Source organism: Cupriavidus sp. AU9028, assembly GCF_019795295.1.
Lineage (GTDB): Bacteria > Pseudomonadota > Gammaproteobacteria > Burkholderiales > Burkholderiaceae > Cupriavidus.
In genome coordinates this window covers 157,576-174,368 of sequence record NZ_JAIMCG010000010.1, presented here as the reverse complement: position 1 = coordinate 174,368, position 16,793 = coordinate 157,576, and the positions used below count along the sequence as shown (strand labels likewise).

At 66.6% G+C, this 16,793-nt stretch carries 18 protein-coding genes; 4 read left to right on the top strand and 14 right to left on the bottom strand.

From position 1 onward, the window contains the following. The first annotated feature begins 297 nt into the window (after positions 1-297). Positions 298-2,805: an alkaline phosphatase gene (locus K6V06_RS13165; protein WP_222244030.1), complete on the top strand. Its 2,508-nt coding sequence runs from the start codon at positions 298-300 to the stop codon at positions 2,803-2,805. Between the two features lie 66 nt (positions 2,806-2,871). Here the strand turns inward: K6V06_RS13165 and K6V06_RS13160 are convergent, their stop codons facing one another. The 5 genes from K6V06_RS13160 to K6V06_RS13140 form a co-directional block, all read right to left on the bottom strand. Beyond that, complete coding sequence (locus tag K6V06_RS13160; protein WP_222244029.1) at positions 2,872-3,630, bottom strand: TerC family protein; 759 nt, start codon at positions 3,628-3,630, stop codon at positions 2,872-2,874. A 411-nt stretch (positions 3,631-4,041) separates the two neighbouring features. Then, the gene (locus K6V06_RS13155; RefSeq protein WP_222244028.1) at positions 4,042-4,200 is read right to left on the bottom strand and encodes a hypothetical protein; all 159 of its coding nucleotides are present in this window, start codon (positions 4,198-4,200) and stop codon (positions 4,042-4,044) included. A gap of 60 nt (positions 4,201-4,260) precedes the next feature. Next, a complete protein-coding gene (locus tag K6V06_RS13150) occupies positions 4,261-5,367 on the bottom strand; it encodes an alkene reductase (protein WP_222244026.1) in 1,107 nt (368 codons plus the stop codon). A 57-nt stretch (positions 5,368-5,424) separates the two neighbouring features. Then, positions 5,425-6,228 (bottom strand): 2,5-didehydrogluconate reductase DkgB, encoded by an 804-nt coding sequence (gene dkgB, locus K6V06_RS13145; protein WP_222244024.1) that lies wholly within the window; start codon positions 6,226-6,228, stop codon positions 5,425-5,427. A gap of 76 nt (positions 6,229-6,304) precedes the next feature. Continuing rightward, complete coding sequence (locus tag K6V06_RS13140) at positions 6,305-7,519, bottom strand: MFS transporter (protein ID WP_222244022.1); 1,215 nt, start codon at positions 7,517-7,519, stop codon at positions 6,305-6,307. Between the two features lie 97 nt (positions 7,520-7,616). Here K6V06_RS13140 and K6V06_RS13135 point away from each other — a divergent pair, with 97 nt between their 5' ends. Continuing rightward, on the top strand, positions 7,617-8,516 hold the full coding sequence (locus tag K6V06_RS13135) for a LysR family transcriptional regulator (protein ID WP_222244020.1): 900 nt from the start codon (positions 7,617-7,619) through the stop codon (positions 8,514-8,516). A 32-nt stretch (positions 8,517-8,548) separates the two neighbouring features. On the opposite strand, the gene K6V06_RS13130 is transcribed toward K6V06_RS13135, so the two are convergent. The 3 genes from K6V06_RS13130 to K6V06_RS13120 all read right to left on the bottom strand — a co-directional run bounded on the left by K6V06_RS13130 (position 8,549) and on the right by K6V06_RS13120 (position 10,761). After that, a complete protein-coding gene (locus K6V06_RS13130) occupies positions 8,549-9,331 on the bottom strand; it encodes a class II aldolase/adducin family protein (RefSeq protein WP_222244018.1) in 783 nt (260 codons plus the stop codon). A gap of 71 nt (positions 9,332-9,402) precedes the next feature. Beyond that, positions 9,403-9,777 (bottom strand): RidA family protein, encoded by a 375-nt coding sequence (locus K6V06_RS13125; RefSeq protein WP_255581820.1) that lies wholly within the window; start codon positions 9,775-9,777, stop codon positions 9,403-9,405. Positions 9,778-9,792: 15 nt separating this feature from the next. Beyond that, positions 9,793-10,761, bottom strand: a complete 969-nt coding sequence (locus tag K6V06_RS13120) for an NAD(P)-dependent oxidoreductase (protein WP_222244017.1) — start codon at positions 10,759-10,761, stop codon at positions 9,793-9,795. 239 nt (positions 10,762-11,000) lie between these two features. Between K6V06_RS13120 and K6V06_RS13115 the strand changes: the two genes are divergently transcribed. Together K6V06_RS13115 and K6V06_RS13110 are read left to right on the top strand one after the other, a co-directional pair. Further along, complete coding sequence (locus tag K6V06_RS13115; RefSeq protein ID WP_222244016.1) at positions 11,001-12,005, top strand: tripartite tricarboxylate transporter substrate binding protein; 1,005 nt, start codon at positions 11,001-11,003, stop codon at positions 12,003-12,005. Between the two features lie 147 nt (positions 12,006-12,152). Continuing rightward, positions 12,153-12,830 (top strand): GntR family transcriptional regulator, encoded by a 678-nt coding sequence (locus K6V06_RS13110; RefSeq protein ID WP_370637463.1) that lies wholly within the window; start codon positions 12,153-12,155, stop codon positions 12,828-12,830. Positions 12,831-12,942: 112 nt separating this feature from the next. Here K6V06_RS13110 and K6V06_RS13105 read toward each other — a convergent pair whose 3' ends face one another. From K6V06_RS13105 to K6V06_RS13080, 6 genes are all read right to left on the bottom strand, one after another. Continuing rightward, complete coding sequence (locus K6V06_RS13105; RefSeq protein ID WP_222244054.1) at positions 12,943-13,356, bottom strand: type II toxin-antitoxin system VapC family toxin; 414 nt, start codon at positions 13,354-13,356, stop codon at positions 12,943-12,945. 2 nt (positions 13,357-13,358) lie between these two features. Continuing rightward, positions 13,359-13,595, bottom strand: a complete 237-nt coding sequence (gene vapB, locus K6V06_RS13100) for a type II toxin-antitoxin system VapB family antitoxin (RefSeq protein WP_222244015.1) — start codon at positions 13,593-13,595, stop codon at positions 13,359-13,361. An 81-nt stretch (positions 13,596-13,676) separates the two neighbouring features. Further along, positions 13,677-13,838, bottom strand: a complete 162-nt coding sequence (locus K6V06_RS13095) for a DUF6726 family protein (protein ID WP_222244014.1) — start codon at positions 13,836-13,838, stop codon at positions 13,677-13,679. A gap of 237 nt (positions 13,839-14,075) precedes the next feature. After that, positions 14,076-14,777 carry an ABC transporter ATP-binding protein gene (locus K6V06_RS13090; RefSeq protein ID WP_222244013.1) on the bottom strand — a complete coding sequence of 234 codons (702 nt, stop codon included), beginning with the start codon at positions 14,775-14,777 and terminating at the stop codon, positions 14,076-14,078. Further along, positions 14,777-15,544, bottom strand: coding sequence for a high-affinity branched-chain amino acid ABC transporter ATP-binding protein LivG (gene livG, locus K6V06_RS13085; RefSeq protein WP_222244012.1), 768 nt, complete (start codon positions 15,542-15,544; stop codon positions 14,777-14,779). The genes K6V06_RS13090 and livG overlap by 1 nt, the downstream gene beginning before the upstream one ends. Then, a complete protein-coding gene (locus K6V06_RS13080) occupies positions 15,541-16,785 on the bottom strand; it encodes a high-affinity branched-chain amino acid ABC transporter permease LivM (RefSeq protein ID WP_255581818.1) in 1,245 nt (414 codons plus the stop codon). Before K6V06_RS13080 ends, livG begins: the two co-directional genes overlap by 4 nt. Positions 16,786-16,793 lie beyond the last annotated feature (8 nt).

Below are 16,793 nucleotides of genomic sequence, written 5' to 3'. Positions count from 1 at the left end.
GGCTTAGGCTGAACGCTACCAAGAATGGACGCCCCGATCCTCGCTCTCCCTCGAACTTGAGCTCGCGCTCAGAGCATGGGGCCATCGATCTGGGGCGTCCAGGACGAATTGTGCGACATACAAGGGGCCGGGGGAGAGGGCAGCGCACCGACGCGCCCCGGCACTGCCCCGATCACGCCCCTGTCACAACCCCCTGCTCCAATTGCTCGCTGGCCGCACCCGGGTCGCGCGGTCGATGACATTGCCGCCCGCCAACGCCGGCGGCTCCCCCCTCCCTTCAAAAACAGAAAAGAACAAATGGATCGACGGCTATTTCTCAAGCTTGGCGGCTTCATCACGGTATCCGCGGCTACCGGCACGCTGACCGCCTGCGGCGACGACGGCTCGCCCGCGCCGGCTCCGACCGAGCCGGGCGTGCCCCCTGCGACCGGCGCGAACTGGAAATTCCCCCAGAGCATCGCCTCCGGCGATCCGCGTCCGGACGGCATCATGCTGTGGACGCGGGTCGTGCCCGCCTCTGTCGACGACGCCGCGGCTGCCAGCGCCGATGCAAGCTTTGCGGTGCGGCTGCGCGTGACCGCTGCCGACAACGCCCAGGCCCTTGGAAGCAATGCAGCCCTGAACGGCGACGCGGTGGTCGACGCCAGCATCCCGGTCTCCGGCGCCTACGATTGCACCGTCCGCCACAAGATCACGGGGCTCGATGCGGGCCGCACTTACTACTACCAGTTCACCGCCGGCGAAGTTCGCTCGCGCGTGGGCCGCTTCCGCACCGCACCCGCCCCCGAGGCCGACGTGGCGCAGCTGCGGCTCGGCTTCCTCAGCTGCCAGGACTGGAGCATCAACCACTGGGGCACCTTCGAGGCGCTGGCGGCAGAAGACCTCGACCTGATCGTGCACCTGGGCGACTACGTCTACGAAACCGTGGGCGAGGACTTCCAGCTCGGCGCTGTGGAAGCCAGCCACGGACCGCTGGTATTGCCCGACGGCACCTACAAGAGCGGCAACAGCGGCGCCAGATACGCGACCACGCTGAACGACTACCGCTACCTGTACAAGCGCTACCGGACCGATCCGCGCCTGCAGGCGGTGCACGAGCGCTTTGCCATCGTCGCGACCTGGGACGACCACGAGTTCAGCGACGACTGCTGGGGCGACGCCGAGACCTATAACGGGCAGGGCGACGGCGTGGAGAACCGCCAGCCGGCGCGCCGCCGTGCCGCAAGCCGCGCATGGTTCGAATTCATGCCGGCCGATATCGCCTTCGACGAAGCGCAGCAGGACATCTTCGGGATCCGCATCTACCGGGAACTGCGCTTCGGCAAGCTGGCCCACCTGGTGATGACCGACGAGCGCCTCTATCGCACCGACCACGTCATCCCCGAATCGACGGTCAATCCGGCCACCGGGGCTGCGCTGGGCAGCATCGGCGCCCGCTACATGGTGCCCTCCGCCACGCTGGCTGCCGCCGAAGCGGCCAAGATGGCCGCGGCCGGCGCGACCGACCCGCTCGCGCTGACCTCCATCCTCGGCGCGACCCAGCGCGACTGGTGGCGGGACACCATGGCCAGGTCGCCGGCCATCTGGAAGCTGTGGGGCAATGAAGTGTCGCTGCTGCGCATGGGCATCGACGGCGCCAATGCCATCGCCACGCTGGTCGCCCTGCAGGCCGTCGCCACGCTGGCATCGTCGATCCAGGGTACCCTGCCCGCAACCGGCAACGACGCGCCCCTCGCCGCGGCCGTGGTCGGCGCCATGACCGCGGGCGCCTCGCAGGCAGCCGCCGTGCCGGCTGCACAGGCGATCGCCCTGGCCGATGCCGGCGGCGGCGACAAGACCGCTGCCGCGCTCGCCGCCGGCCTGACGGCGGCGCAAGCCGGGATTGCCGTGCTCGCCTTCGAGCAGGCCCGGGGCGCCGCCCCGGCGGGAATCGCCGCGCAGGTCGGCGCCGCGGCGCAGGCCGTCGCCTTCGGCTTCGTGCGGCCCGACGTGCTGGCCCAGCGAGAGAACTCGGCCTTCATCCCCGCCGGGCAAAAAGCGGCGCTCGCCGCCTTCTTCCAGCACTTCGTCATCAACGCTGACCAGTGGGATGGCTTCCATGCCGAGCGCCGCGCGCTGATGCAACACCTGGCAGACAACGGCATCCGCAATGTGGTGGCGCTGACCGGCGACATCCACGCCTTCTACGCCGGCACGGTCCATGACGACTACGACGCCGCCGGCGGCGGCACGCCGGTCATGGTCGACCTGGTGACCGCGGGCATCAGTTCGGACTCGTTCTTCTCGTACCTGAAGTCCGCCGTCGGCGGCCTGTCGGAGAGCCTGGCCACGCTGGTCTACCGCACGCTGGACATCCCGGTGCCGGCGTTGGGGGCCGAGCCGCTCCAGGTGGACCTGAACCTGCTGAACCACACGCTCGCCAGCTCGGCCGTGACCGCCGCCAGCGTCGCGGCATCGCTGCGCGTCGCCGTGCGCGGCAAGCTCGCGGCACGCGGCATTGCCGAGGGCGAACTCGACAGCGCGACCGGCATGGTGCTGGGGGCGCTGCAGGCCGATGCCACCTTCCGGCAGCACGTCGTGCCGCTGTGCCAGCAGCTGGCGGGGCTGAACAGCAACCCCTGGCTGCAATATGCCAATACCGACGCGCAGGGGTACGCGGTGGTGACCGTGACGCCTGACGCGTTGCGCTGCGAATTCCGCCATGCCAACCGGCTGGTGGGCACCGCCGCGCCGCAAGCGGTGGTCGCGCACACCGTGCAGGCCACGGTGCGACGCGACATCGTGGCGGTCGAGGTCGCCAGGTAAGGCGGAAACGGCCGGCTGCGATGGCACGGCCATGGTGTCCCCGGGCATGCGGGGACACCACTGCCCTCAGTGGCTCGACACTTGCGCCTTGTTCTTCTGCGCCCGGCGCCGCGCCATCATGTTGAGCCCCTCGACCAGCGCCGAGAACGCCATGGCCGAATAGACGTAGCCCTTCGGCACATGGCTGCCCAGCCCTTCGGCGACCAGCGTCAGCCCGATCATCATCAGGAACGCCAGCGCCAGCATCACGATGGTCGGATTGCGCTGGATGAAGTTGGCCAGCGGCGACGCGGCCAGCAGCATCACCAGCACCGCGGCGATCACCGCGATGAACATGATCGGCAGGTGCTCGGTCATGCCGACGGCGGTGATGATGCTGTCGATCGAGAACACCAGATCGAGCATCAGGATCTGCCCGATCGCCGAATAGAAGCCGATGGTGTCGATGCGCTTGCCTTCGAACAGATGGTCGTCGGGCGAAGGCGCGATGTGATAGTGGATCTCGCGGGTCGCCTTCCACAGCAGGAAGGCGCCGCCCCCGATCAGGATCAGGTCGCGCCAGGACAGCGGATGGCCGAACACCGAGAAGACGGGCTCGGTCAGACCGACGATGAAGGCCACAGTGGCCAGCAGCGCCAGCCGCATCAGCAGGGCGGCGCCGATGCCGACGACCCGCGCGCGCTGCTGCTGGTGCTGCGGCAGCTTGTTGGTCAGGATCGAGATGAAGATCAGGTTGTCGATGCCGAGCACGACCTCCATCGCGAACAACGCGCCGAGTGCCGCCCATGCGGCGGGATCCCTGGCCAGCTCCAGTAGTGTGTCCATATCGTTCTTCCCTGCTGTCGTGGTCAAGTCCCGGTCTATCGCACCGGCGGCATGGGACTGTCTGCGCACATGCCGGCGCCGTTGCCAAGCAAAAACTGTTCCGACAAGCGCGAACACACCGTCGGACGCCTGAAGGCGCCGATTGCATATTCGGCTTCAAACGGGGGGAGAGCTCTGAAGAAAGGTAACAGCCGGGGGCGTGCTGCGTGTGACAATTCGGGGATGCCGATACCACCGAGACGAAACAGCGGGAAGGAAAAAAAAGAAGCCTCGGTGCCGGGGAGGCGTCGAGGCTAACAGGTTGGTACGCGGGTCTACAGCGAAGACAGAATATCGCGTCTGCCTTGTAGGACACAGTCGCCCGATGGCTGAGGTACGGGTAGGAATCCTCCTACAGAAGGATGAGGGGCCCTAGCTGGCGCGCCCCGTGCCGCCCTCTTCTTCCGGCTGACTGCCGGCTTCGCCAGGCCCCTTGCCGGCCTCCGGCCCTTCAGGACTGGACTCGGACGGCAAGGTATCGGCCTCGGCGGGAGCGGTCGGCTCGGCGGGGTTGCCCGGATTCGTTCGCATGGAAAGCTCCGTCCGCCACTGATCCCGGATTCCGAGGCAAGAGCCGTGCCGCAAGATTCGTCAGGCGGCCAGCGGCGGGTAGTCGGTCAGTCCGCGTTCGCCGCCGCCGAACAGCGTGTCGCGGTCGTGCACGGCTAGCGGCGCATCCAGGCGCAGCCGTGCGGGCAGGTCCGGATTGGCGACGAAAGGCCGGCCGAAGGCAATCAGATCCGCCCAGCCTTCCTGCAGAGCCCGACGGGCACGCCGCGCATCGTACTTGCCGGCATAGATCATCGCACCGGGAAACACCTCGCGCAGCCGCTGCTTGAAGGATACCGGCATGTGGGGCGCGTCGTCCCAGTCCGCCTCGGCGATATGCAGATAGCCGACGCCGATCTCGCCCAGCATCCGCGCGGCGGCGGTATAGGTGGTCTGCGGATCGTCGTCGACACAGCCATTGAGCGTGGTCAGCGGCGCGAGGCGGATGCCGACACGCCCTGGATTGCCGACGGCCGCGACCAGCTCTTGCGCGACTTCGCCGAGGAAGCGCAGGCGGTTCTCCAGCGCGCCGCCGTATTCGTCAGTGCGCCGGTTCGCGCCCGAATCGAGGAATTGGTTGACCAGATAGCCATTGGCCGCGTGCAGCTCCACGCCGTCGAAGCCGGCCTGTATCGCGTTGCGCGCCGCGCGGCCATACTGGCGCACGACGTCCGCGATCTCCTCCACGCTCAGCGCGCGCGGCATCGACGATTGCACGAAGCCCGGCCGTCCTGCGCTGTCCTCGACAAAGACGTTGACGCCTTCGGCCCGCAGCGCGGAGGAGGACACCGGCGCCTGGCCGCCGAGCAGGCTGCTGTGGCTGAGCCGGCCGACATGCCAGAGCTGCGCGAACATCCGCCCGGCGGCGGCGTGCACGGCATCCGTGACCTGGCGCCATCCGGCCACCTGCTCCGGCGTGTCGATGCCCGGCGTCCAGGCGTAGCCCTTGCCCAACGGCGAGATCCACGTGCCCTCGCTGACGATCAGGCCGGCGCTGGCGCGCTGCGCGTAGTAGCGAGCCATCAGCGCATTGGGCACGTCGCCCGGCTGGCTGGCGCGCGAGCGCGTCATCGGCGGCATCACGATGCGATTGGGCAGTTCCAGTCCACCCAGCGCAAAGGGTTCGAACAGCGGGTCGGGTTGCTGCATTCGTTTCTCTCCTTCCTCTCTCATTCAATCCGGCTTCAGTCCCGGTTCAGTCCCGGTTCAGTCCCACTCCGGGGCCAGTCCCTCGGGGCTGACTTCACGGCCATTGCGGTCCAGCGCGTCGATACGCGCCAGGTCGTCCTCGCCCAGCTTGAGCTCGCGCGCCAGCAGGTTGCTGGCCAGATGCTCGCGGCGGGTGGACGACGGAATCACGGCGATGCCGTGGTGCAGGGCCCAGGCCAGCGTCACCTGCGCCGGCGTCGCCTGCAGGCGCGCGGCAATCTCGCCGATCACCGGGTCCTGCAGCACCTTGCCGTAGGCCAGCGTCATGTACGAGGTCACCGCGATGCCCTGCTGCCGCAGGTAGGAGACCAGCTTGCGGTTCTGCAGGTACGGGCTCAGTTCGATCTGGTTGGTGGCGATTTCGCCCTGCCCCACCACTTCGATGGCCTGCCGGGTCAGCGCGATGTTGAAGTTCGATACACCGATCTCGCGGGTCAGGCCCTGTGCCTTGGCTTCGGCCAGCGCCCGCATGTACTCGGCCAGCGGCACGCCCTTGCCCAGCGCCGGCCAGTGGATCAGGGTCAGGTCGACTTGGTCCATGCGCAGCTTCGACAGGCTCTCCTTCAGGCTGGGGATCAGCTTGTCCCTGCCGTAGTTGTCCACCCAGATCTTGGTGGTGACATACAGCTGCTCGCGCGGCACGCCCGAGTCGGCGATCGCCTCGCCGACTTCGGCTTCGTTGCCGTAGATCTGCGCGGTATCGATGGCGCGGTAGCCCACCTCCAGCGCATTGCGCACGGAATCGACAGCGGCTTGCCCGGTCAGGCGGAAGGTACCGACACCAAAGGATGGAACAGTCATGAAGAACTCCTTGAAGACGATGGGGAAAGTGTGGGGGGCGGCGAGCCGGGCTCGGCCCGCCTGCGCGGGCGGCGGGTCACGCGCCCGCGTTCACGCCGGGGGTGGCCTGGTTCTCCGTGGCGCCCTGGCCCCGGCCCTGCCGGTCGAGCCGGCCGCTGAGCACGGTCAGGCCATACGCGGCCAGCGTCACCAGCGCGGCGATCCACGGCGTGTGCTCCAGGCCGAGCCGGCCAACGACCAGCGATCCCGCCCAGGAGCCGCCCGCCACGCCGAGGTTGAAGGCAGCAATATTGAAGCCAGAGGCGACGTCCACGGCCTGCGGTGCGACCGCGCGGGCCTGCTGCACCACGTAGACCTGCAGCCCCGGCACGTTGCCGAACGCCACCGCGCCCCAGGCCAGCACCGTCAACAGCACCAGCCACGGATGCGGCGCGGTGAAAGTCAGCACCAGCAGCACGGCGGCCAGCAGCAGGAAGATTGTTTTCAACGCGGGCACCGGTCCCTTGCGGTCGGCCAGCCGCCCGCCCCAGACATTGCCCGCGGCAACCGACACGCCGTAGGCCAGCAGCACGAGGCTGACCATGTCGGGCCGGAAACCGGCCATGTCCTGCAGGATCGGCGCGAGGAAGGTGAACGCAATCAGCGAGCCGCCATAGCCCACGGCCGTCATCGCGTAGACCAGCAGCAGCCGCGGTTGCAGCAGCACGCGGAGCTGCTGGCGCAGTGGCGCGGGCGGGGTGTGGGCGATGCGCGCGGGCACCAGCAGCAGCGCGCCGAGCATCGCCACCAGCCCGAAGGCCGCCACCACCAGGAAGGTGGTGCGCCAGCCGAAATGCTGGCCGATGAAGGTGCCAAGCGGGATGCCGGTGACGAAGGCCACCGTCATGCCGCTGAACATCATGGCGATGGCGCGCGCGGCCTTGTCCTGCGCTACCAGGCCGGTCGCGATGATCGAGCCGACCGAGAAGAACACGCCGTGCGCGAGGCCGGTCACGATGCGCGCGGCGACCAGCGCGCCATAGCCGGGCGCCAGCCAGGCGAGCAGATTGCCGGCGGTAAACAGCGCCATCAGGCCGACCAGCAGGGCCTTGCGCGGCACGCGTCCGGTGGCCGCGGTCAGCAGCGGCGCGCCGATCGCCACGCCCAGCGCGTAGAGGCTGACCAGCAGCCCGCCGGAGGGCAGCGATACGCCGAGGTCGGCGGAGATGGTTGGAATCAGGCCGACGATGACGAATTCGGTGGTACCGATCGCAAACGCGGCCAGCGTCAGCGCAAACAAGGCAAGAGGCATGGGTGCAGTCCAGAAGAGGGTTGGACGGCAGTTTGCCCGGTTGACCTTTGCGGAAAAAGCCCTCTATCCTGCAAAGATATTTGAATCAAACGCAAAGATGAAGACGACCCTGGACGAGATGCAGGCGTTCCTGGCCGTGGTGGACAGCGGATCGCTGTCGCAGGCAGCGCAGCGGCTGGAGATGACCGTGTCCGCGATCAGCCGAGCGCTGGGGCGGCTGGAAGAGAAGCTGCACACCACGCTGCTGCGCCGGACCACGCGCCGGCTGGAGCTGACCGAGGAAGGCGAAGCGTTCCTCGAACGGGCGCGCGCCATCGTTGCGTCGGTGGAAGCCGCCGAGGAACACATGGCAATACGCCGGCAGCGGCCTGCGGGCCGGCTGCGGGTGGATGCCGCCACGCCCTTCATGCTCCACGTGATCGCGCCGATGGTGTGCGGCTACCGCGCCCGCTATCCGGAAGTCGAACTGGAATTGCACAGCAACGAGGGAATCGTCGATCTGCTGGAGCGGCGCACCGACGTCGCCTTCCGCATCGGCACCCTGAAGGATTCGACCCTGCATGCCGCCGCGATCGGCACCAGCCGGATTCGCGTCCTTGCCAGTCCGGCCTATCTCGAGCGGCATGGCGAGCCGTCCGATCCAGCCGACCTCGACGCGCATACCCTGCTCGGGTTCAGCCAGCCCGAATCGTTGAATGAATGGCCGCTGCGGGACGCGCGCGGCGACCCGCTCCATATCCGGCCCGCGATCCGGTCATCCAGCGGCGAGACGTTGCGCCAGCTGGCGCTGCAAGGCGCAGGCATCGTGTGCCTGTCCGACTTCATGACCTGGCAGGACCGCGAGCGCGGCCTGCTGTGCGAGCTGTTTCCCGCGCGGCGGCTGGACGTGCGCCAGCCGATCCATGCGGTCTACTATCGCAACACCGCGATTTCGGCGCGCATCCAGTCGTTCATCGACTATGTGCGGGAGCAGCTTGGGGCAGGCCGGCCCTGGTAATGCCGGCCTTGCGTGCCCCGGTTTCGCACAGGTCAGCAGCGGTAATCCCCGCCATCCCGGTCCAGCAGCCGCAGCAGCGCGGTCCACTCCCGGTCCAGGTGCACCGTGTCCAGGTAGGCGTAGTCGTCATGCTGGCGCGCCGCATGTTCGCAAACCGCCTCCGAAGGAATGATGACCTTCTGCCCCATCGACAGCGTCTGCACCTGGATTTCACAGGCGCGGTTCAGATAGAACATCCGGGTGAAGGCCTCGGCCACCGAGCGGCCGGCGGTCAGCAGGCCGTGGTTGCGCAGGATCATGTAGTGCGCCTCGCCCATCGATGCCACGATGCGCTCGCGCTCGTCCAGGTCCAGCGAGATGCCCTCGTAGTCGTGATACGCCACGCGGTTGTAGAACTGCATGCTGATCTGGTTCAACGGCAGCAGGCCGCATTCGAGCGCCGCGACGGCCATGCCGGCATCGGTATGCAGGTGCACGACGCACTCGACATCGGGGCGGGCCTGATGCAGGGCACTATGGATGGTGAAGCCCGCGGCATTGACCTCAAAGCGGTTGTCGCCGATGGGCCGGCCCTCGGTGTCGATCTTGACCAGGCACGAGGCGGTGATCTCGTCGAAGAACCAGCCGTGCGGATTGATCAGGAACTGGTCGTGCCGGCCCGGCACCCGCACCGAGATATGGGTGTAGATCAGGTCGGTCAGGTTGAACTTCGCTGCCAGGCGATAGGCCGCGGCGAGCTGGACGCGAACGGCCCACTCCTCGTCGCTGATATTGGCGGGCTTGCGATTGCGATGGGGATCGGTAGTGGAAATCATGGCGGTCGGAACGGGAGTCAATTCGATGGGCACGCGGCCATCGCGCGGCGGCTTGTCCGCGCGGGATGGCGTCAGGGCAATGCGGCAGTGACGACAATCTCGACGCGAAATGCCGGATCGGCCAGCTCGACGCGGCCGCAGCAGCGCGTCGGCGTTTGTCCGGGAACGACCCACTCGTCCCAGACGGCGTTCAGGCCGTCGTAGTCGGCCATGTCGGCCAGCCAGATCTGCGCCGTCACTGCGCGGCTCTTGTCGGTGCCCGCCTGCGCCAGCAGTGCGTCCACCTTGCCCAGCGCTTCACGGGTCTGCGCGACGATATCGCCCGACTTGTCGTCGGCGACCTGCCCGGCGAGGTAGACCATGCCACCGGCGATCACGGCCCGGCTGCGCCGGTGATTCTGATCGAGCCGGACGATGGGGCGCGCCATGGTGTCCTGTTGCGTCATGGTGTTCTCCCCGGTTTATTGCGCTGCGATGCGGCGGCAGTGCTCCAGCGCCGCGCCGAACAGATTGTCGTTCGCCTCGGGCGTACGGAATGCCGAGTGCGCGGACAGCGTCACGTTGGGCAGCGTGGTCAGAACATGACCCGGCGGCATGGGCTCGACGGTAAACACGTCCAGCCCGGCGTGCGCGAGCTTGCCATCGCGCAGGGCCTCGACCATCGCCTCCTCGTCCACCAGCGCGCCGCGCGCCGTGTTGATCAGGATCGCGCCGTCGCGCATCGAGCGGATGCGGTTCCGATCGAGGAAGCCGCGGGTTTCATCGGTCAGCAGCAAGTGCAGCGACACCACGTCGCTCTGCGCGAGCAGCGTGTCCAGATCCACCGCTTCCACCCCCGGGTGCTGCCGCGGCGTGCGATTCCACGCCAGCACGCGCATGCCGATGCCGCCGGCGAGCCGTGCCAGTTCCTGCCCGATGCCGCCCAGTCCGATCAGCCCGATGGTCTTGCCCGTGAGCTGCACCCCGTCGCTGCGCAGCCAGTTGCCCTGCCGCATCTCGCGGTCCATCCGTGCCAATCCCTTGGCCGCGGCCCACATCAGCGAGAACGCGCATTCCGCGACAGCGGTATCGCCATAGCCCTTGATCGTATGGACCTCGATGCCCAGTTCCGCCAACTCCTCGGGGTTCATATAGCTGCGCGCCCCGGTACCGAGGAACACCACGTGCCTGAGCCCTTCGCAACGGCGGGCGATCTCGGTCGGCAGATGCGTGTGGTCGACGATCGCGATCGGTGCCCCACCCAGGATGTCCGGCAACTGCTCGGGCTGCACGTCCGGATTGCGGTGGATGTCGAGCGGCAGATCGTCGGCGCGGCGCAGCCGCATTGCCACTGCTGTCAGCGTGGGATTGGCGTCCACGAACACGGCGCGCCAGGCACCAGTGTGGGGAGCGGACTGGGCCGCGCCAGCGGTGGAGGGGTCGGAAACCATTGTCATTACTCCAGGGAAGGAAGCGGGGGGATTAAGTCGGTTTTGGTGCAAATGGCTCGTTTTGGTGCAACGCAACTTCGCCAAATCGCCTTCAAATCGTGCTGCGATCATAGTTCTTTACAGAATACAACGCAATATATAAAGTCTGTATACAGCACGGAGCACAGCAGCCCGCTGCCGCCGGCACGCCGGACCCGGTTCAGTGAACCGGCCCCGACTTCCCACCAAGGAGCAAAGACATGACAAAGCGTGGTCTACTACCCACCTTGACCCTCTGTGCCGGCGTGCTGGCCGGCCTGTTCGCCGCGGCTGGCGCGGTCGCGCAGGACAAGCCCTGGCCCAGCGCCCCCATCGCCATCGTCAGCGGATTCCCCGGCGGCGCCGCCACCGACATTTACGCGCGCAAGCTCGGCGCCGAACTGGGCAAGGACCTGGGCGTCGCGATCGTCTCCGACAACCGCCCCGGCGCCGGCGGCAATATCGCTTCCAATCTGGTCGCGCAAGCTCGTCCGGACGGCTATACTTTTTTGCTGGGCACCGCCGGCACCCATGCGATCAACCCTGCCCTATATGCCAAACTGCCGTTCGACGTGGTCAAGGATTTTTCCCGGATCGCGTTGCTCGGTAATCTCCCCAATATCCTTTTGATTAATCCGGAGAAACACCCCGATATTCGCAGCTGCCAGGACCTGCTGGCCCTCGCGCGCAAGGAACCGGGCAAGTTGAATTACGCCTCGACCGGCAATGGCGCGTCCGGGCATCTGGCCGGCACCCAGTTCGCCACGGCGTCGAAGACCGAGTACATGCATGTCCCGTACAAAGGCCAGGGTCCCGCAATGACGGCGCTGCTGTCCGGCGAGGTGGACTTCTTCTTCAATCAGAGCACCCCGAGCCTGGGCGCCATCGCGTCGGGCAAGGTCCGCGCGCTGGGCGTCACCTCGGCCCAGCGCCTGAGCGCCCTGCCCAACGTGCCGACCCTTGCGGAAGCCTGCAATCTGCCCGGCTTCGAAAGCACCACGTGGTACGGCCTGTTCGGGCCGGCCGCGCTGCCAGCCGACATCCAGAGCAGGATGTCGCAGGCAGTGCTGAAGATCATCGGCACCGACGAGTTCAAGAAATGGCTGATCAGCCAGGGCATTCTGCCAATTGCGGAAGCGGGTCCGAAGGCATTCACCCAGCGCCAGGAAGCTGACATGCGGATGTGGGCGAAGATCGTCAAGGATTCCGGCGCGAAGATCGACTGAGCGCAGACGCGGGCCGGATACGCCGTCCACGGCCTGTGCAAGGTATACGCCGCTGTACACAGCAGCCGATTGCTGTATATTCCTGTGGTTTTTCGGGCCGCCGGAATCCAGATTCCGGCGCGCCATACCAGCAAGGATTGGAATACCGTGGCAACCGTCAATACGGCGTCGGACAGCATCGTCGAGCAGGTCTACGACAAGATCAAGCTGATGAGCGTCCGCTATATGTTCAAGCCGGGCGAGCGGCTGAACGAGGGGGCCCTGGCCAGCGCCCTTGGCGTCAGCCGCACGCCGCTGCGGGAAGCGCTGACGCGGCTGACCACCGAGGGCCTGCTGCGCTTCTCGCCGGGCAAGGGCTTCTTCTGCCGTGACCTCGATGCGCAGGAAGTGTTCTCGCTGTACGAGATGCGCAAGATCGTCGAAACCGAGGCGCTACGGCTGTCGATCGAGCGGGCGAAGGACGAGGATCTCGACGCCCTGCTAGATTTCCTCGACCGCACTGGCCCCGAACCGGGTGACCGCTCAGTGGACGAACTGGTGCGGCTCGACGAAACCTTCCACGAGCGGCTGATGGAGATGTCGGGCAACTCGGAAATGCTGCGCGTGCTGAAGAACATCAACGCGCGCATCCGTTTCATCCGCTGGATCGACATGGAGCGCTGCGACCGCTCGCGCAGCCAGCTGGAGCACCGCAATATCCTGCTGGGCCTGAAGGCGCGCGACCCCGAGCAGTGCATTCCCATCCTGAGCCGGCATATCAACCGCCGCTATGACGAGATTTCGTCGGCGCTGAAGGAAGGGTTCGCGCAGATTTATATGGGGTGAGCATGCCAGGGACCGGTTACCGCCGGTGCCTCGGCCGGCAACGCTGTTTGGGCAGCAGACCGCAGCGAAGGGCGCTGCGATGTATCGACGGCTCTTCAGGATAAGGCTGGCTTCAACGGTTATCGGCGCTCGATAGCCAGTTTTCCAGCCTCAGCGCGGGGTAGGAAACGAAGTCGCGTTCGTTGTTGGTGACAAGAACAACGTCAAGCGCCACCGCGTGCGCTGCGATCAGTTTGTCCAGATGATCCTTCTTCCGCTCGCGAGTCGCATAGCGGATGGGACCATAGGCATTTGCCGCGCGTTCATCGAATGGCGCCACCGGGATGTCTGCGATCAGCGATGCCAGATTCTGCCGCTCTCGCTCCGGGTTAGCCGCCATGGTCGCGCCATACTGAAGCTCTGCGTACGTGATGGAGGAAATCACGACATCCCCCACCTGGCATGTCGCAAAGCGCTGCGCGACCGTTTCTGGCTGGCGCTTCATCAGGTAGATGCACATATTGGTGTCAAGCATCCAGCGCGCCATCATTACAGGGCCTCGCGCTCCGCCTGTTCCTGATCGCCACGTCCCTCTTTCATGAAATCCGGGCTGAACCGCGCGAATTTCGACAGGACACCGGCCAGCGACCGCCGGGCGGGGCGAATCCGCAGTTCATCCCCGACGCGTTCGATCTCGAGTTCGACGTCCGTCGTTTCGAACGCCAGATCGGCTGGAATGCGAACCGCCTGCGAGTTTCCATTCTTGAAGACCTTGGTGGTGTGCATGGTGCACCTCCTCAAAGATGTACGCATGTGTGTACTATAACCGAAAGCGCGGAAACGTACCGCTGCCGCCCTGACGGGCCATCAGTCAATGACAGCCGCACACGCATCGGTCGGCAACGCCGCCACGTCGCCCACGACGGGCACGATCTTCAGCCCAGCCGATGCAACCCGGCACGGCGCCGCAAGCAGACCACAGCCGCCAAGCGAAAGCACCAGCGGTATCACAATCAATAGCGTTTTCATCGGCGCGATCCAGGCGTAAAAGGATCCGGTGATTCTGCATCAAGCAGGGAAGAAGGAATGTCAAATGTTGCCAACGAATCCACCTTCTGATCCGCGCAGGGAAGCCAGAGTCACAAGCCAAGCGAGTTCTGTCAGGAAATGTTGTCGCATCGGCGACAGCCCAATGAAAAAGCGGGACTCCACTGCAAGAGTCCCGCTTTCCCTGGCGGCTGGGCCGCCGCGTCGCCCGATGTACCGCTACGCCCCCAGATACGCACTCCGCACGCTGTCGTTGGCCAGCAGATTGGCGCCGGTATCGGCCAATACCACCTTGCCCGTCTCCAGCACGTAGCCCCGGTCCGCCACCTGCAGCGCCTTGTTGGCGTTCTGCTCGACCAGGAAGACGGTGACGCCGTCCTCGCGGATGGTGCGGATGATGTCGAAGATCTGCGAGATGATCATCGGCGCGAGGCCCAGGGTCGGCTCGTCGAGCAGCAGCAGCCGCGGCCGGCTCATCAGCGCGCGGCCGATCGCCAGCATCTGCTGCTCGCCGCCGGACATGGTGCCGGCACGCTGCGCGGCGCGCTGCTTGAGCCGCGGGAACAGCCGGAACACATGCTCGATGCCCGCCTCGATCTCCTCGCGCCTGGCGAAGAAGCCGCCCATCTTCAGGTTCTCGACGACGGTCAGGCTCGGGAACACCCGCCGCCCTTCCGGCGAAATCGCCATGCCCATGCGCATGATTTCGTGGGTGGCGCAGTGGGTGATGTCGCGCCCATCGAACAGCACGCGGCCGCTCGAGGCGCGCGGGCTGCCGCAGACGGTCATCATCAGCGTGGTCTTGCCCGCGCCGTTGCTGCCGATCAGCGTGACGATCTCGCCCTGGTTGACTTCGATCGATACGCCACACAACGCCTCGACGGCGCCGTAATGGGTGTGGACCTGTTCCAGCTTCAGCATCAGTCCTCTCCCAGGTATGCCTTGATGACGCGCGGGTCGTTGCGCACGTCCTCCGGTTTGCCGATGGTGATCGGGCGGCCGTGTTCCATCACCAGGATGCGGTCGGACACACCCATCACCAGACTCATGTCGTGCTCGATCAGCAGCACCGAGATGCCGAACTCGCGCCGCAGCTGGTCGATCAGCGTCTTCAGCTCGACCTTTTCCTGCGGGTTCAGGCCGGCCGCCGGTTCGTCCAGCATCAGCAGCCGCGGCTCGGTGATCATGCAGCGGGCAATCTCCAGCCGGCGCTGATGACCATACGACAGGGTGCCTGCCTCGCGGTTGGCCACCGCGCGCAGCCCCATGCGGTCCAGCCATTCGGCCGCGCGCGCCAGCGCCTCCGACTCCGAGCGCCGGTATGCGGGCGTGGCGAACAACCCGTGCAGCAGATTGGTCTTGACGCGGCGGTGCTGGGCGACGAGCAGGTTCTCCACCACCGTCAGCTGCTTGAACAGCCGGATGTTCTGGAAGGTCCGCACCAGGCCCTGGCGCGCGACGATATGGCTGGGCAGCCCGGCAATCGGCGCGCCATCGAGCATCACTTCGCCGGCGGTCGGCTTGTAGAAGCCGCCGACGCAGTTGAAGACGGTGGTCTTGCCCGCGCCATTGGGCCCGATGATGGCGAACACCTCGTCGCGGCGCACCGAGAAATCGATGCCGTCCACCGCCAGCAGACCGCCGAAGCGCATCTGCAGGCCCGATACAGTCAACAGTTCTTCTCTCATTGCGGCAGCTCCACGTGCGGGCGGCTGGCCGGCAACAGGCCCTGCGGACGCCACATCATCATCAACACCATCACCAGGCCGAACAGCAGCATGCGGTATTCGGCGAAGCCGCGCGCGACCTCGGGCAGCACGGTCAGCAGCACCGCGGCGATGATCACACCCAGTTGCGAGCCCATGCCGCCCAGCACCACCACGGCGAGAATCAGCGCCGATTCGATGAAGGTGAACGACTCCGGATTGACCAGGCCCTGGCGCGCCGCGAAGAAGGCGCCGGCAACCCCGGCGAAGGTCGCGCCCAGCGTGAAGGCCGACAGCTTGATCCGGGTCGGGTTCAGGCCGAGCGAGCGGCAGGCGATCTCGTCCTCGCGCAGCGCCTCCCACGCGCGTCCCATCGGCATGCGGATCAGCCGGCTGGTGACGAACAGCGTCACCCCGACCAGCAGCAGCGCGAGCAGATAGAGGAAGATCACCATGTGCTCGCCGCTGTAGTCCAGCCCCAGCAGGTCATGGAAGGTCATGCCGCCCTCCTCGCTGGCGCTGCGCGTCATCTCGATGCCGAACACGGTGGGCTTCGGAATGCCATAGATGCCATCCGGGCCGCCGGTCAGGCTGGTCAGGTTGTTCAGCAGCTGGCGGATGATCTCGCCAAAGCCCAGCGTGACGATCGCCAGATAGTCGCCGCGCAGCCGCAGCACCGGGAAGCCCAGCGCGAAGCCGAACAGCGCCGCCATGCCCGCCGAGATCGGCAGGCACTGCCAGAACGACAGGCCCAGGCCCTGGTTCAGCAGCGCATAGGTGTAGCCGCCCACGGCATAGAAGCCGACGTAGCCCAGATCGAGCAGGCCGGCAAAGCCGACCACGATGTTCAGCCCCAGGCCGAGCATCACGTAGATCAGCGCCAGCGTGGCGATATCGACGGCGCCGCGCGAGCCGAAGAACGGCCAGATCAGGCCGACCGCGAGCAGCAGCAGCACGGCAGCGCGCTGCTGGCCCTGGCCGAGCGCAGGCAGCGAGGGCAGCCGCACCGCGGCGGTGGTGCGGTCGATCAGCGGCTTGAACAGCTGGAACAGGAAGACCGCGATGACCGCGATCCAGACCGGGCGCCAGTGCGGCTCGAGCACGACCCGATAGCCTTCGAGCTTCAGTTGGAGCCCGAGGATGGGCACGGTCAGGATAGCCGTCAGCACGGCGGCCGAGACGGCATTCTTCAGCGATTGCGTCATGGTTACGGTAGGTGTCATGGCGCGCC